This is a genomic window from Caldimonas brevitalea (genome assembly GCF_001017435.1).
Lineage (GTDB): Bacteria > Pseudomonadota > Gammaproteobacteria > Burkholderiales > Burkholderiaceae_C > Caldimonas > Caldimonas brevitalea.
On record NZ_CP011371.1, the window covers coordinates 809,250 to 823,939 of the forward strand.

The 14,690-nt window shown below is 68.6% G+C and carries 13 protein-coding genes; 3 read left to right on the plus strand and 10 right to left on the minus strand.

The genetic code is table 11. The features are described 5' to 3' along the window. Positions 1-141: 141 nt before the first annotated feature. Together AAW51_RS03520 and AAW51_RS03525 are read left to right on the plus strand one after the other, a co-directional pair. A complete protein-coding gene (locus AAW51_RS03520; RefSeq protein WP_083438049.1) occupies positions 142-1,626 on the plus strand; it encodes a glycosyl hydrolase family 18 protein in 1,485 nt (494 codons plus the stop codon). Between the two features lie 181 nt (positions 1,627-1,807). Further along, positions 1,808-3,514 (plus strand): PAS domain-containing protein, encoded by a 1,707-nt coding sequence (locus AAW51_RS03525; protein ID WP_047193505.1) that lies wholly within the window; start codon positions 1,808-1,810, stop codon positions 3,512-3,514. Positions 3,515-3,545: 31 nt separating this feature from the next. On the opposite strand, the gene AAW51_RS03530 is transcribed toward AAW51_RS03525, so the two are convergent. The 4 genes from AAW51_RS03530 to AAW51_RS03545 form a co-directional block, all read right to left on the minus strand. Then, positions 3,546-4,994 carry a peroxidase family protein gene (locus AAW51_RS03530; RefSeq protein WP_053013300.1) on the minus strand — a complete coding sequence of 483 codons (1,449 nt, stop codon included), beginning with the start codon at positions 4,992-4,994 and terminating at the stop codon, positions 3,546-3,548. A gap of 305 nt (positions 4,995-5,299) precedes the next feature. Further along, the gene (locus AAW51_RS03535; RefSeq protein ID WP_047193506.1) at positions 5,300-6,133 is read right to left on the minus strand and encodes an isocitrate lyase/PEP mutase family protein; all 834 of its coding nucleotides are present in this window, start codon (positions 6,131-6,133) and stop codon (positions 5,300-5,302) included. A 126-nt stretch (positions 6,134-6,259) separates the two neighbouring features. Continuing rightward, positions 6,260-6,901, minus strand: a complete 642-nt coding sequence (locus AAW51_RS03540; protein ID WP_047193507.1) for a DUF2239 family protein — start codon at positions 6,899-6,901, stop codon at positions 6,260-6,262. A gap of 115 nt (positions 6,902-7,016) precedes the next feature. Further along, positions 7,017-7,970 carry an AraC family transcriptional regulator gene (locus AAW51_RS03545; RefSeq protein WP_047193508.1) on the minus strand — a complete coding sequence of 318 codons (954 nt, stop codon included), beginning with the start codon at positions 7,968-7,970 and terminating at the stop codon, positions 7,017-7,019. Between the two features lie 205 nt (positions 7,971-8,175). Here AAW51_RS03545 and AAW51_RS03550 point away from each other — a divergent pair, with 205 nt between their 5' ends. Beyond that, entirely contained in the window at positions 8,176-8,928 is a 753-nt protein-coding gene (locus AAW51_RS03550) for an NAD(P)-dependent oxidoreductase (protein ID WP_238947751.1), read from the plus strand. 16 nt (positions 8,929-8,944) lie between these two features. Here AAW51_RS03550 and AAW51_RS03555 read toward each other — a convergent pair whose 3' ends face one another. Genes AAW51_RS03555 through AAW51_RS03580 form a run of 6 tightly spaced genes read right to left on the minus strand, consistent with a single transcriptional unit; the run spans position 8,945 to position 14,534 of the window. Then, positions 8,945-10,927 (minus strand): ATP-binding response regulator, encoded by a 1,983-nt coding sequence (locus AAW51_RS03555; protein WP_047193510.1) that lies wholly within the window; start codon positions 10,925-10,927, stop codon positions 8,945-8,947. After that, positions 10,924-11,835: a sensor histidine kinase gene (locus AAW51_RS03560; protein ID WP_047197353.1), complete on the minus strand. Its 912-nt coding sequence runs from the start codon at positions 11,833-11,835 to the stop codon at positions 10,924-10,926. The genes AAW51_RS03555 and AAW51_RS03560 overlap by 4 nt, the downstream gene beginning before the upstream one ends. Positions 11,836-11,840: 5 nt before the next feature. Beyond that, positions 11,841-12,890: an ATP-binding protein gene (locus tag AAW51_RS03565; protein ID WP_047193511.1), complete on the minus strand. Its 1,050-nt coding sequence runs from the start codon at positions 12,888-12,890 to the stop codon at positions 11,841-11,843. Then, positions 12,890-13,240 carry an anti-sigma regulatory factor gene (locus tag AAW51_RS03570; protein WP_047197354.1) on the minus strand — a complete coding sequence of 117 codons (351 nt, stop codon included), beginning with the start codon at positions 13,238-13,240 and terminating at the stop codon, positions 12,890-12,892. Before AAW51_RS03570 ends, AAW51_RS03565 begins: the two co-directional genes overlap by 1 nt. A gap of 37 nt (positions 13,241-13,277) precedes the next feature. Then, the gene (locus tag AAW51_RS03575; protein ID WP_047193512.1) at positions 13,278-13,658 is read right to left on the minus strand and encodes an STAS domain-containing protein; all 381 of its coding nucleotides are present in this window, start codon (positions 13,656-13,658) and stop codon (positions 13,278-13,280) included. A gap of 18 nt (positions 13,659-13,676) precedes the next feature. Beyond that, the gene (locus AAW51_RS03580; protein WP_047193513.1) at positions 13,677-14,534 is read right to left on the minus strand and encodes an STAS domain-containing protein; all 858 of its coding nucleotides are present in this window, start codon (positions 14,532-14,534) and stop codon (positions 13,677-13,679) included. Between the last annotated feature and the right edge of the window lie 156 nt (positions 14,535-14,690).

Below are 14,690 nucleotides of genomic sequence, written 5' to 3' on the forward strand. Positions count from 1 at the left end.
TCTAATTGGTATCGATGTGGATATATTCTGGACTGGCTGGATCAGGCGAGATCCGCATCGGTCTCATCGCCACCCTGACCCGCCGGCCTGCGGCGTCCGCGCGCCACCCAACGACCAAGACCGACCTGGAGACACACCACCATGCCGTCGACCCCTTGCCTGCCCAGCGCTAGAACACGCTTGTTGTTCGCCTTTGCGGCCGCGCTGACCGCAACCTCCGCAGTCCCCTCGCTCAGCCACGCCGCGCCGGTTGCGGCGGCCGCCTGTTCGCCGGCGTGGAACGCCGGCACGGCCTACACGGGCGGCGCCACGGTGAGCCACAACGGGGTGAACTACAAGGCCAACTGGTGGACCCAGGGCCAGGTGCCGTCCTCGAACAACGGGCCGGCCGGTAGCGGCCAGCCCTGGACCGTGGTGGGCAACTGCGGTGCGGCGCCCGGGCCGGCCCCCACGCCTGCGCCAACGCCGGCCCCGACCCCTGCGCCGACACCTGCGCCGACCCCGGCCCCCACACCTGCGCCGACGCCGGCTCCGGCGCCCAACCCCGGCGGACGCATGTACGTCGGCTATGCGGGCACCTGGAACACCAGCGTCCGCGACCTCGCGCCGGCCAACATCCCCAACTACTTCACCCACGTCAACCTCTCGTTCGCCAAGCCCAATACCTCCTACGTGAAGGGCAGCTATGCGTTCGACCAGGCTGTCGCGGGCTTCGAGTTCGTCGAAGGCGCCGCCACGCCGAACGGGCAGCGCAAGTTCACGCCCGAGCAGGCACAGGAGCTGCGCAACAACATCGCGGCGCTGAAGGCCCGCGGCACGCAGGTGTGGGTTTCGCTCGGCGGCTGGGCCTACAGCCAGGGCAGCGAATGGGCCAGTTTCAATGCGCGCGCCGTGATCGACCTGGTGCAAGACCTCGGCGCCTCGGGCGTCGACGTCGATTGGGAAAGCCACGGCTCCAGCTGCAACAAACAGGACGCTGCGTCCTTCAGTTGCAACACCGACAGCCAGGTCATCAACATCATCAACAGCCTGCACAACGAGATCCAGTCGCGCGGTGCCAAGCTCGGCATCTCGGTGGCCGGCTGGTCGACCGGCGCCTACTACGTGAAGGGCACGCCGTTCGAAGAAGGCAAGGTGCAGTGGGGCTCGCCGTTCGGCGGGGTGATGTACACGGTGGTCAAGACGCAGGGCAGCAAGATCAGCCACGTCAACCTGATGTCCTACGACGGCGGCGACTATTACGACCCCCGCGAAGGTTATGAGTCCTACCGCGCGATCTACAACGGCCCGATCAACATGGGCCTGCAGATCGCGCCGGAAGGGGCCGGCGGTGCCATCCTGACCCTTCCTGCCAACGGCGCCGTGTACGACGCCGAGATGCTGACGGGCCAGAACAACATGGCCACGCGCTACTACAACGTCGAGACCCTGGTGAACTACGTGAAGCGCAAGGGCCGCTCCGACGACGGCTTCATGCTGTGGCAGATCTGGAAGCAACGGGTCCACCAGCCGGCACCGAACGGCGCGGCGACCGAGAACAGCGCGGGCCAGTACGTCTGCCGCAACCTGCCGCTCAAGGGTGATTGCTCGCAGGCCATCCCGAATCTGCCCAAGCTGGTGCCTTAATCAAGTTGGAGAGGAGCGCGGTGCGGACCGCGCGCGAGGGGCGCCCGTGCAGTCGGGCGCCCCTTGCATTTTGGCCACCGCATCGGATGCCGGGCAGGTGGAAGGGCCCGCGGCGGTGTGCTGGTGAGGAACAGGGTTTGCTTTTCATTCCTCATCGAGTCTTCACCGGGAGCCCAGCAGTATGGCCAGCCCCCCATCGGACGATGACGCAGACCAGCCGCGCCCCCTCGACGTGCAAGGCGATGGGCAGAGCGCCGGGGTGCCGGCCGAAGGCCGACAGGACAAGCACACCTACAACCCGGTCGGCAATCGGGGCTTGCATCATTGGGAAGAGGGGCACATCACCCGCCTCGGTCTGGGATCGCGCGACAACATCTTCTTTGCACTTGTCGAGATGACTCGCATCGCGATGGTTGTCACCGATGCCACCGCGCCCGACAACCCGATCGCCTTCGTCAACCGGGCGTTTCTCGACCTGGTGCAGGCGCCCGAATCGGAACTGATCGGCCGCAACTGCCGCTTCCTGCAGGGCGAAAAAACCGATCCCAAGTCCGTGCAGGAGCTCCGCGAGGCGGTGGCCGCCCAGCGGCCGGCCGCCGTCGAGATCCTCAACTACCGGCCCAACGGCAAGCCCTTCTGGAATGCCCTGTTCATCGGCCCCATCTTCGATGCCGACGGGCGTCTGCGTTACTGGTTCGGCTCGCTGCTGGACGTGACGCAGCGCCGGCTCTCGGAGCAGTCGATGCAGCAGGCGCAGAAGATGGAGGCCATCGGGCAGCTCACCGCCGGCGTGGCGCACGACTTCAACAATCTGCTGCACGTGATCGCCGGCAACCTCGAAATCGCCAAGGGGCTGGCGCGTCACGACGAGGCGCTCACGGCAGCGCTTGAACGCGCCGAGCGGGCGACGTTTCAGGGCGGCAAGCTGACCCAGCAACTGCTCACCTTCGCCCGCAAGCAGCGGCTCGACCCGCGGCAGGTCAACCTGAACTCGCTGGTGATCGAGTTCAGCGAAATGCTGATGCGCACTGTCGGCGAACGTGTCGAACTGCGGCTCGACCTCAAGCCCGGCTTGCCCTGCTGCACGCTCGACCCGGTGCACCTCGAAATGGCCTTGCTCAACGTGCTGGTCAACGCCCGCGACGCCATGCCCTCGGGCGGCACGGTCACGATCGGCACCGCGTTGGAGCCGGCCATGTTCGACGCGTCCCACCGGGCCGCAAAGGGCGGACGCCGGGTGGTGCTGTGCGTGCGAGACCAAGGGGTGGGCATGCCGGGCGACGTGCTCGCACGGGCCACCGAGCCGTTCTTCACCACCAAGGCCCGCGGCACCGGCCTGGGCCTGGCGATGGTGCAGGGTTTCGTGCAACAGTCGCGGGGTGAGTTGCAGATCGACAGCGTGCCGGGCGAGGGCACCACCATCCGAATGATGTTCGAGGCGGCCGAGGCCGTCGCGGTGCCTGCAGGGGCCCCCACGCTTCAGGATGGAGCGACAGCAGCGGGCGCCGTGCAGGATCGGCCGGTGGTGATGCTGGTCGAGGACAGCCGCGACATCCTGGCGCTGGCCAGCGAGACCCTAGACCGCATGGGCTGCCGGGTGCTGTGCGCCTCGAGCGGTGAGCAGGCCGTCGAACTGGCGGCTCAAAGCGGGCGCCTGGACCTGCTGGTCACCGACGTCATGATGCCGGGCGGCATGAACGGGCTGGCCTTGGCAGCGCACTTGCGGGCTCGCACGCCGGACCTGCCCGTGCTGCTGATCACGGGCTACATGGACGAGCTCGGGCAGACCGATGCCCGCAATGCCTACCCGGTGCTCACCAAGCCGTTTCGCGCTGCCGAACTGGCACGGCAGGTGAGCGCCGCGTTGGCCGCCGACACGGCGCATTGAGGCCGGTCGGCGGTCCTGTGCACACCGAAGGTCAGGACGCGACGCCGGCGATCTTCAGGAAGTCGCCCATGCGAAAGCCGGTGCCGGTGATGGGCTTGAAGTTCTTGTTCGACGGGTGCAGCACACCGGTCTTGTCCTTCTTCAGCAAGCCCACCAGCACGTCGGCGACGATGGCCCCGCCGACCGGCCCCAGGCGCGCGCCGTTCTGCGTCACCTGGGCCTCGGCGAGCAGGTAGAACCACAGCGGTGCCTCGCCGTTGAAGCGGGCATCGGTCAGCCCGATCTGCGCATTGGTCAACGGCGTCAGGCCCAGCTCGCGCGCCACCGCCTGCCCGCTCGGCAGCCCATAACTCTTGCCGCGGATCAGGTTGCGCTGGGCCAGCACCACCGGGCCGCCGGCCGGGATCGCGATGGGCGGCAGCGTGAACAGGCCGGACGACAACAGCGGGTCGATCTTGCGCGACACGTTGACCGGCGGCTGCGGCTTGGTGGTGCCGGGGATGGTGAAGAAGTTCGACCACTGGATGATGTTGGCGGCCGGGATCGGGCGCCCGCCGCGCAGGTCGTTGCCGTCGGGGTTGAACACCTGCACCGCGACGCCCTGGTTGGCGCCCAGCACATAGGCGCGCCGCACCATCGAATGACCGAAGCGGTAGGCGGCCACGCTGAACTCGACCGGCATCACCTTCTTGTTCGGGTTGTTGACGTCGTAGATGCCGAGTTCGCCGTTGCGGGCCGCGGTCACGTTGCTTTGACCGGCCACGCGGGGCAGGAAGTCATGCAGGACCACCCACTGGTAATGCAGGATGGTCGCGGACCGCGCCTGCGCGTAGGTCATGCCGCGGTCGATCATCGCGTTGTGAAAACGGGCGATCGCGACATGCACCTGCGCCACGACCATGTTTTCATCGTTGCGCCCCTCGAACAGCACTGCACTGCCGTCGGCGCGGCGCAGCAGGTCGCGCCCTCCGGCGCTCAGCCGCACACGGCCGGTGGAATCGAACAGCTCGGGGTTCTGGGTCGGGCCGCCGCCGTAGACGGAATCGAGATTCAAGTTGGGCTCGCGGCTGTTCTCCAACTCGTTCAGCGGCACCGGGCTGTCTTGCAGCGGCCGCCGGTCGAGCGTCATGTCATGGTCGATGAACTGGCCGAGGTAGGTGAACCCGGCGGGCTCCCGGTTGGGGTTGTTGTCGTCCAGTGCATTGGGGTCGAACATCGGGCCGGCGGGCGAGCCGAGGTCGTTCAGTGCGGCGCTGGGCGGTGTGAAGGCCGGCAGGTTGAACAAATGCCCGAAGGTGCCGGGCCTGGGCTTGACCAGTTGGGGCTCGACATCGGCGACAGCGCCGGCCGCCGTGGCACGGCTGGCGGGGGTGTGGGCAGGGCTGTCGCCCCCACCGCCGCAAGACGTCAGCAAGGCGGTCGCGAGGGCGACCCCTGCAAGGTGCTGCGAGCGCAGACCGTGCGCATTGCCATTGACCATCGAAGTTCTCCTCGTGGGGGGCGTCCGTCGAGGTCGAGGCACGGCAGGCACGACAAAACGGCCTGCCGCCGCGAAGACTGCAGACCGCCGGTGGTGGTGCTTGTTTAAAGGCTTATCGAAGTAGGGCCGCCACGCTGCGATAAGCGTGCAGATACACAGAGATGAAGATTAGAAGATGTTTCAGAAAATTCAAGCTGACGATTCGAATAAACCGGAACCACAGGCTATGGCACGAGGTGCAGGCTGCCTGAGCGCTGCCTGCACGGCCGGAGACCGTGCCTTGTCCTGCACAGTGCGCAGTGGACTCAGCGTTGGCCCGGGTACTGCCTGAACATCTCGTTGATCTCGCGCATCGGCACCGCGTCGGCCGCATAGCCGAAGCTGCCGTGCTGCTGCAGTTCGCGCGTCGCGCGCAGCAGGGCACCGTAGGCTGCACGGGCCAGTGAGCCGCCGAGGCTGACCCGCTTGACCCCCGCGGCCGCCAGATCGGCCAACGTGAGGTCCACGCCGGCGATGCCCATGATGACGTTCACCGGTCGATCGACCGAGCGGACCAGCGTCGCGATGTCGTCGAGGCTGCGCAGCCCGGGCGCGAACAGCACGTCGGCACCGGCCTCCTGATAGGCCTGCAGGCGTCGAATGGTGTCGGCGAGATCGGCCTGGCCGACCAGGTAGTTCTCGGCGCGGGCCGTCAACGTGAAGGGAAACGGCAAGGAGCGGGCGGCTTCGGCCGCGGCGCGGATCCGTTCGGCGGCCACCTCGACCGGGTAGAGCGGCGCGTCGGGCCGACCGGTGGCGTCTTCGATCGAGCCGCCCACGACCCCGGCCTCGGCCGCGGCACGCACCGTGCGGACGACCGCCTCCGGCGTGTCGCCGTAGCCGTTCTCGAGGTCGGCGCTGACCGGCAGGGCCGTGGCGGAGGCGACGTCAGCCAGGTGGCGCATCATCGCCTCGAACCCGACGCCGTTGTCGGGCTTGCCGATCGAGAAGGCATGCCCTGCGCTGCTGGTCGCCAGGGCCTTGAAGCCCGCCATCTCCAGCAGCCGCGCGCTGCCGACGTCCCAGGGGTTGGGGATCAGGAAGGCACCTTCACGCCGGTGCAGTTCACGAAACGTCTCGGCCTTGTGCGCGGTGTCCATCTGGGCTCTCCTGTTGTGGTGGTGGTGCCTCGGCATTGTTCGGGCCCTGTCGGCGCCGTGTCGTCACCAAAGGTCAGCGCGCCCCTGGCGGAACAAACAGTCCGCCAGGGGGCCGCTGACGCCCGCTCACACGGACGGTCCTGCCCCGTCCTGCGGTGCCGGCGTCAAGGCGTCTTGCGCCAGCCGGCGCGCATGGTCCCGCACGTCGGCGGGCCAGCCGTCGGTGTGCTCGGCGAAGCGCGTCGCGTCGCCGGCGTACAGCGCCCGCAACGCCTCCTCGTAACCCGGTTGGTTGCCGGCCAGCACGCCCATGAAGCGGTAGGCGGCCTCTTGGGCGCGGCGAATGCGGTCGCGTGAGCCCGCCGAGTTGCGCGCTGCCTCGACCAGTTTGCGCAGCGCCACCGATGCACCGCCAGGCTGCTGGTTGAGCCATTCCCAGTGCCGCGGCAGCAAGGTGACCTCGCGTGCCACGACCCCGAGCCGAGGGCGGCCCCTGGGTCGGGTCGACGGCTCGCTCGTGGCGGCCTCGGCGGCGGAGGAACTGGGGACGGCGGCCTCGTCACGGGGGTCGTGGGCGGCGCCGCGCGGGTCGACGTCGACGGGTTGTCCGGTGGCATCGTCGAACACGAGGACGGCGACCCGGCCTTGGTGGCGCTCGATCGCCTGCCGCGCGGCGGCGAAGACCTGCGAGGGCGCGCCGCGCGCCAAACAGGTGTCACCTTCGAAGGCGGTGTAGGCCCGGACAGGGTGGGGGGTGGGGTCGTTCATGGCATCTCCTGAGAGACGCAAATATATACCCGGGTGAAATATTTGCGCAATTAATACCCGGGTTAAATTTGGGGTAAAGGCTACGCAATCGTCCTGCGCACTGCGGCGCCTGCGCTCAGCGGGCGGCGGCGGGACGCTCGACCGCGCCGGGCGACAGGCCGAGCACACGCTTGAATGCACGGCTGAACGCCGCTTCCGACTGGTAGCCGACCCCCGCCGCCACCTCCGCCAGCCCCTCCTGCCGCGCCTGCAGGCGTGCCAGGGCCAGATGGACCCGCCAGCGCAGCAGATACTGCATCGCCGGCATGCCGACCTGTTGGGTGAACCGCGCCGCGAAGGCCGAGCGCGACATCGCGGCCTCGCTGGCCAGGGTCGCCAGCGTCCAGGCGCGTGCCGGGTCGCGGTGCATCAGCGCCAGGGCCCGGCCGATCTGCTTGTCCTGCAGTGCGCCCAGCCAGCCGGCGCGCGCCTCGGGCGCCTGCTCGATCCACTCGCGCAGGGCCTGGATCACGATGATGTCGGCGAGCCGGGTGATGACGGTCTCGCCGCCCGGACGCAAGGTTTGCGCCTCGGCCGCCATCCAGCGCAGGCTGCTGTGCAACCAATCCAGGTGGGGCAGTGCGCTGGCGTCGATGTGGATGCAGGCGGGCAGGGCGGCGACCAGGTGGTGTGCCGCCGGATGTTCGAAGCGCACCGCGCCGCAGATCAGCGCGGTGGCCGGCCCGTCGCCGCCGTGGCGCAGCACCTCGTAGCGTTCGCTGACCACCTCGCGCGGCAGGTCGAACAGGCCGGGAGCGTCGGCCCCGGGCTCGCTGACCAGTCGGTGGCCCTCGCCGCGCGGCAGCAGGACGAAATCGCCCGTGTTCAGCGCCAGCGGGTCGGCGCCGTCGACTTCCAGCCAGCACCGGCCGGCGGTCACGACATGGAACATCATGCAGTCGTGCAGGGGCGGCAGCGCCAGGCCGAACGGGGCGCCGAACTCGGAGCGGCAATAGAACACGCCGTTCATGCGGAGGAAATGCAGCGCTTCGCCGAGCGCGTCGAGCGTGGTGGGGTGGGGACCGGTCATGGGATAAACCTCCGTGCGACGCACTGCGGTGCCAGCCCCCCTTCGGGCGGCCCGGCGCGAGCTGATGCGCTGCAGTATCGGAACAGTCCCCGTGATCGTCCAGCGGGTTTGGACGATCGAGCAAGAAAGCAAGACGAGCCGGCATTGTTCATCCAGGGTCTAGGCGCGACATTGGACGCACTGTTCACCACTTCAGGAGATCACGATGCCGACCTCTTCCACGCTGCCCCCTCTCGGCCGCCCGCTTCCCTCGCATGTTCATGTCACGCCCTCGTTGGAAACGCCGGCGCCCCGCGTCGCGCCGTTGAAGGTGCTGGTGGTCGGCGCAAGCGGCGGTTCGGGCCGCGCCACCATCGAGGCCTTGCTCGATGCCGGTCATCAGGTCACCGCCTATGCGCGCCACGGCGCGGCGCTGCAGGGTTGGGGGCCGCGCGTGCAGGTCGTGGAAGGCGACGTGCTGGTGCCGGAGCAGGTCGACCGTGCGGTGCAAGGCCATGACGCCGTGATCATCACCCTCGGCATCCGGGAAAGCGCGCTGCGGGTGCGTCTGTTCGGTGCCGCCCGCACCGCAATGAACGTACGCTCGCTGGGGACGCGCCATGTGGTCGCGGCGATGCTGCGGCACGGCGTGCGCCGGCTGGTGGTGCAGACCAGCTTCGGCGTCGGCGAGACGCGCGACCGTCTGCCACGGCTTTATCGGCTGATGTTCCAGCTGCTGCTGAAACCGCAGGTGGCCGACACCGAACGCCAGGAGCGCGAGGTGCGCGACAGTGGCCTGGACTGGGTGATCGCCCAGCCGGTCAACCTGGTCGACGTGCGCGACGAGGGCCTGCCCTGCGCCTCGGCACGGGGGGAGGTGCAGGGCATGCAGGTGTCGCGGCGCCAGGTGGGCCGCTTCCTCGCGCACGCGGTGGGCAGCAGCGACTATCTGGGCCGGTCGGTGGCCCTGTCGGCCTGAGGCTGTGCCAGAGCGCTCATCCGGCGTGCGGACGCACGGCCTGCAAGATCGCGGCAATCAACTCGTGCGGACGCAAGGGCTTGGAACAATGGGCATCGAAGCCGGCCGCGAGCGCCAGCTCGCGGTCCTGGGCGCGGGCAAACGCGGTCAGTGCAATCGCGGGCAGGCGCGCCGCACCGGGCCCTTCGCGCCGCCGTACTTCACGGATCAGCGCATAACCGTCATGACCGGGCAGGCCGATGTCGCTCAGCAGCACGTCGGGCCTGGCCTGCTCGATACACCGCAGTGCGTCGGCATAGCTGCTGGCCGGCACCACCCGTGCCCCGCGATCGCCGAGGATGATGCCGAGCATCTCGCGTGCTTCGGCATCGTCTTCGACGGCCAGGACGGTCAAGCCCGTCAGGCTCGTCGACGACAGGCTGCTGTCGAGGAAGTCGTCGCGCGACGGCCGGGCTGGCGATCGCGGCGTGCCTGTCGCCGCCCGCTGCGTCGGCAGGGTGACGACGAAGCTGGCGCCCGTGCCCGGCCCGTCGCTGCTGGCGCGGACGCTGCCGCCGTGCAGCTCGACCAGGTGCTTGACGATCGACAGCCCCAGGCCCAGGCCGCCGTGATAGCGGTTGCTGGCGGAGTCGCTCTGGGTGAAGCGGTCGAACAGATAGGGCAGGAACTCGGGCTTGATGCCCTGGCCTTCGTCACGCACGGTCAATTCCACGCAGCCGTCGATCTCACGCAGCCGCACCTGGATGGCGCCGCCCTCGCGCGAGAACTTGATCGCGTTGGTCAGCAGATTCCAGACGATTTGCTGCAGACGCGACGGGTCGGCGACCAGGGGCCCCGGCGTTCCGGCGATGTCGAGCATGAGGGACAGCGATTTGTCGCGTATCGAACCGTTGAGTGCCGACACGGCCGAGCGCACCAGCTCGGCCGGGTCCACTGTCTCGAGTTCGAGATGCAGCTTGCCCAGGTCCATGCGCGACATGTCGAGGATGTCGGAGATCAATCGCGTCTGCGTCTTCGCATTGCGCTCGATCGCCTCCAGACCGCGTGTCAGCTCAGGGGCGACACCGGTGCGCCGCAGCACGTGCACCCAGCCGAGGATGGCGTTCAAGGGCGTGCGCAGCTCGTGCGACAGCACGGCGATGAATTCGTCCTTGGTGCGGCTGATGCGCTCGGCCGCTGCGCGGGCGGCTTGTTCCCGTTCGAGCAGTTGTTCGCGTTGCTGCGACAGCGCCACGCGTTCGGAAATGTTGCTCGCAATGGCCATGCTGACGCCCGGCTCGATGTGGCCCGACAAGCTCCACTCCAGGTGCACCAGCTGCCCGTGGGCGTCGATCAACGGAAACTCGCCGCGCCACACGCCCTGGTGGCGCTGGCCGAGGTATTGCGCGATGCGCTCGGACCAGTCGGGCGGTGCCAGGTCGATCACACGCCGGCCCACCACCGCCTCGGGGTCGAGCTGCAGCATCACCAGCATCGCGCGGTTCACTTCGGTGAAACGACCGGCGCTGTCGATCAGACAGATGCCGCTCGGCGCCTGGTCGAACAGGGCCCGGAAGCGCGCTTCGCTGCGGCGCATGCCGTCTTCTGCCGAGCGAGCGCGCACCAGCGCCTGCACTGTTGCGATCAGCAAGGCCGGCTCGGCCGGGTGGGTCATGTAGGCGTCGGCGCCCGAATGCAGCCCGCGCACCTTGTCGAGATCGCGCACATAGGCGGCCGACAGATAGATCACCGGCACGCGTGCCGTGTCGGGCCGGTTGCGCAGCGCACGGCACACTTCGAAACCGTCCAAGTCGGGCAGGTGCACGTCGAGCACCACCGCGGCGATGCCGGCGTCGGCCAGCTGCAAGGCGTCGCCGCCGGTGCCGGCCTCGCGCGTGTGGAAACCGGCGGCCTGCAGCACCCGCGAGGTCGCGTAGCGGGTGGCGGGGTTGTCGTCGACCACCAGCACCTCCTGAGCCCCGGCGGTGCCGGCGGGCTGGCGGGCCTGGGGCGGGGTCATGGTGTGGTCTCCGTGGCGGGTGCAGCGGCAGCGCCGGGCAGACGCACCGGCAAGGTCACCGAAAAGGTCGATCCGACGTTCAGTTCGCTTTGCAGCGCCACACTGCCGCCCAGCAGTTCGGCCAGGCGTTTGCTGAGCGACAGGCCGAGGCCGGTGCCGCGCAGACGTTTCTGGATCGGCGAGTCGACCTGGGCAAAGTCCTGAAAGATCGCGTGGTGGAACTCGGGCGCGATGCCGATGCCGGTGTCGCTCACCGCGAAGGTGACCTGGTCTTGATCGTCGCGCCGCGCCGACACGCGCACCTCACCCTTGAGCGTGAACTTTAGTGCGTTGGAGATGAAGTTGCGCAGGATCTGCGCGAGCTTGCGGTCGTCGTTGTACAGCGGCGGCACGTCCTGCGGCTCTTCGAACACCAACACCACGTCCGGGTTGGTCAGCACCGGCTTGAACATGCCGCGCAGTGCCGAGAACAAATCGACCATCTCGAACCACGCCGGCGAGATCTCGACCCGGCCGGCCTCGACCTTGGCGAGGTCGAGCAGGTCATCGACCATTTCGGAAAACTCGGCCGAGGTTTCCTGGATGAAGCGCACCTGGGTTTCCTGCTCCGGCGTGAGCGGCCCGTCGACGCGGTCCATCAGCAAGCGTGCAATGCTGCGGATCGAGCCGATGGGGGTGCGGAACTCGTGGCTCATATAGGCCAGGAAGCGGCTCTTCAACTCGGTGGCCTGGCGCAAGGCCTCGGCCTGCGTGTCGAGCTCGGCATACAGCGCCAGCACACCGCGGTTGGTTTCCTCGAGCTCGGCTCGCAGTGCTTCGACCTCGGCGGTCTTGGCGGCGAGGGCTGCCGGCAGGTCGACGCCCGGGCCGGCGGGCGGGGCGTCGCGGTCGGGAGGTTCGGGGAGCATCTTGTTCATGCGGCGCCTCGGCGTTTCAAGACCACCACTGTCGCGTCGTCGCGCCCGCGCAGGTGGTCGCGCAGCAGCCAGGCGGCGACCACGCAGGGATGATGTTGCAGCAAGCCGGGTGCAAGCGACAGATCCCAGCGCGTTGCAATGCCATCGGAGTGCAGCACGAGCAGCGCGTGGGCCGGCCATTCGTAGCGCGTGTCCTGCAGACGCCGGATCTGCAGGCCCACGGTGCCGTGTTGCGAGACCAGCGAGCGGTCTCCCACACCCGAAATCAAACGCCCGGCGATGTTGCCCGCACCGGCGAACAGCAGATGGCCTTGATCGGCGTCGAGCAGCGCCTGCGCCACCGCGGCGCCGCGGGTGCTGCGCAGCGCCTGATGGGCACGCTCCAGCACCGCGCTGGGCGAGCCGAACGGCGTGGTCTCGAACAGCGCGACGGCCGCCTGTGCCGCTTCGGCCGCCTGTGGCCCGTGGCCCAGCCCGTCGGCCACCAGCACCGCGGCACGCGGGCCGTCCTGCACGGCGGCCCAGGCATCACCGCAGACGGTTTCGCCGGGGGCCGCCAGGGTCACGGCGCCGATGGTGAACGCGCACGGTGGTGGAAGTGCGGTGGGCGCCCCGCCGCCCGCGGGACGGCCGCCGGCCGCGACACGCGCCATGATCACGGTGCCTGCCGGCACCGCCGAATACAGATCGAATTCGTTGGACAGCCGGCGCACGGCCCCGAGCCCCGTGCCCGGAGTGCCGCCGGTGGAGTAGCCGTCGGTCAAGCAGTTCGAGACATTGCCGAGGCCCGGCCCGTGGTCGAGCGACAGCAACTCGACCGAGGGCTCCCCCTCGTCGCCCGCGACGGTGCCCAGCAGCAAGCGGCCGCGCTGCGCGTGGCGGACCAGGTTGGTGCCCAGCTCGGTCGCCACCAGCGCAACCCGGCCGGCTGCCACCTCGTCGAACCCCAGGCTTTCGGCCAGCTGCACCGCCGCGCGGCGCACGGCGCCGACCTGGGTGGATTCATGGACTTCGAAGGCGACGTGGGGACGACCCGACTGCTGCATCACTTCCACCGGGTGATGCTCACGCGGGTGCCTTCGCCCACCGCGCTTCGAATCTCGAACTCGTGCACCAGCCGTTTGCTGCCCGACAGGCCCATGCCCAGGCCGCTGCCGGAGGTCCAGCCGTCGGTGAGGGCGAGGTCGAGATCGGGGATGCCGGGCCCCTGGTCTTCGAAATGCACCCGCAGCCCGCGGCGCAGGCCGTCGGTCAAGATCTCCCAGCGCATCTCGCCGCCGCCGCCGTACACCACGGTATTGCGGGCCAGCTCGCTGGTGGCCGTCACCATCTTGGTCTGGTCGACCAGCGAGAACTTGAGCTCCTGGGTCAGCTTGCGCACCGTCTGACGGCTCATCACGATGTCTTGCTCGTTGCGCAGGGGCAGGCTGCCGTCAGAGCCCGCCGTCAAGGTCGCGCTCCTTGGCTGCGGCGGTCAGCAACTGCATGCCGCGTTCGACGTTGAGCGCGGTGCGAACACCTTCCAGGGACAGGCCCAGTTCGACCAGCGTGATCGCGACGGCGGGCTGCATGCCCACCACCACGGTGGTCGCGTCGAGCACCCGGGCGATGCCCGAGATGCTGGCCAGCATGCGGCCGATGAAGGAGTCGACCAGCTCGAGCGCCGAGATGTCGATCAGCACGCCGTGCGCGCCGGTCGCCTCGATCTTGGTGGCCAGGTCGTCCTGCAGCGCGAGGGCGGTTTGATCCTGCAGGTCGACCTGGATGGTCACCAACAGGCACTTGCCCATTTGCAGGATGGGGATGCGATCCATGATGGCTGCCTCCGCGCGTCAGCTCTTGGCCCGCGTGATCGAGTAGCCCGTGCTCTTCAACGCCAGCGCCAGCGCGTCGGCCAGCGAGGCCTTGGTGGTGATGCCTTGCAGGTCGATGCCCAGGTGCACGATGGTCTGGGCGATCTGCGGGCGGATGCCGCTGATGATGCACTCGGCGCCCATCAAGCGGATCGCGGTGACGGTCTTCAACAGGTGCTGCGCGACCAGGGTGTCGACCGTCGGCACGCCGGTGATGTCGATGATGGCGAGTTCGGCGCTCGACTCGACGATACGCTGCAGCAGTGCTTCCATCACCAGCTGGGTGCGGCTGCTGTCCAGGGTGCCGATCATCGGCACGGCCAGCACACCGTCCCAGAGCTTGACGACCGGTGTGGACAGCTCCAGCAGCTCCTGCTGTTGCCGCACGATGACTTCTTCGCGACTGCGCTGGTAGGCGGTGACGGTGAACTGCGCCATTTTGTCGACCAGCGTCGAAGCCCACCACAGGGTGTCGATCAGGCCCTGGCTGTCCTGCGCCAGGCGGCGCTGCAGCCCGCTGAAGACAGGCCGTTTCATCGCCAGCACGAACTGGCTGGTGTCGCCGGCCGTCGCGCCTTGTGCCGCGCGCGACGCCGACAAGGCGGCGAGCGCTTCACGCAGCGGCGCCCATGCCGCGGTTTCGAACTGGGCCGGGTCGCCGCCGGCCGCCAGGCCCGACTCGACCGCTTCGGCCAGCGTACGGGCCTCACGGGTCAGGTCTTGCACCGCGGTCTTGGAAAGGCGGGCGTTGGCAGAAGCTTCTGCAAGCCATTCCGTCAGGAAACTCTCCCGATCGGTTTCGAGCACTGCATGGACGGCCTTGTTGTGTACGGTCATTTTGGTCTCCATCACGATAAAAGCCCGCAACTTGCGAGCAGAACCAGCCGGTTGCCGGGGAATGCAGACATTCCCTCCCTCTCGGCGAACCCGGCGCTGTGGCAACCAACCCCCCGGGGATTGCCACAAGGGCCCACTACGAAGCAAGAATCGTAC

What these genes read in the sequence shown, in the direction of transcription:
- AAW51_RS03580 (WP_047193513.1), bottom strand. Translation starts at nt 14,534, where the DNA reads ATGACCGTACACAACAAGGCCGTCCATGCAGTGCTCGAAACCGATCGG.
- AAW51_RS03575 (WP_047193512.1), bottom strand. Translation starts at nt 13,658, where the DNA reads ATGGATCGCATCCCCATCCTGCAAATGGGCAAGTGCCTGTTGGTGACC.
- AAW51_RS03540 (WP_047193507.1), bottom strand. Translation starts at nt 6,901, where the DNA reads ATGAACGACCCCACCCCCCACCCTGTCCGGGCCTACACCGCCTTCGAA.
- AAW51_RS03565 (WP_047193511.1), bottom strand. Translation starts at nt 12,890, where the DNA reads ATGCAGCAGTCGGGTCGTCCCCACGTCGCCTTCGAAGTCCATGAATCC.
- AAW51_RS03520 (WP_083438049.1), top strand. Translation starts at nt 142, where the DNA reads ATGCCGTCGACCCCTTGCCTGCCCAGCGCTAGAACACGCTTGTTGTTC.
- AAW51_RS03555 (WP_047193510.1), bottom strand. Translation starts at nt 10,927, where the DNA reads ATGACCCCGCCCCAGGCCCGCCAGCCCGCCGGCACCGCCGGGGCTCAG.
- AAW51_RS03570 (WP_047197354.1), bottom strand. Translation starts at nt 13,240, where the DNA reads ATGAGCCGTCAGACGGTGCGCAAGCTGACCCAGGAGCTCAAGTTCTCG.
- AAW51_RS03560 (WP_047197353.1), bottom strand. Translation starts at nt 11,835, where the DNA reads ATGCTCCCCGAACCTCCCGACCGCGACGCCCCGCCCGCCGGCCCGGGC.
- AAW51_RS03530 (WP_053013300.1), bottom strand. Translation starts at nt 4,994, where the DNA reads ATGGTCAATGGCAATGCGCACGGTCTGCGCTCGCAGCACCTTGCAGGG.
- AAW51_RS03525 (WP_047193505.1), top strand. Translation starts at nt 1,808, where the DNA reads ATGGCCAGCCCCCCATCGGACGATGACGCAGACCAGCCGCGCCCCCTC.
- AAW51_RS03550 (WP_238947751.1), top strand. Translation starts at nt 8,176, where the DNA reads ATGCCGACCTCTTCCACGCTGCCCCCTCTCGGCCGCCCGCTTCCCTCG.
- AAW51_RS03545 (WP_047193508.1), bottom strand. Translation starts at nt 7,970, where the DNA reads ATGACCGGTCCCCACCCCACCACGCTCGACGCGCTCGGCGAAGCGCTG.
- AAW51_RS03535 (WP_047193506.1), bottom strand. Translation starts at nt 6,133, where the DNA reads ATGGACACCGCGCACAAGGCCGAGACGTTTCGTGAACTGCACCGGCGT.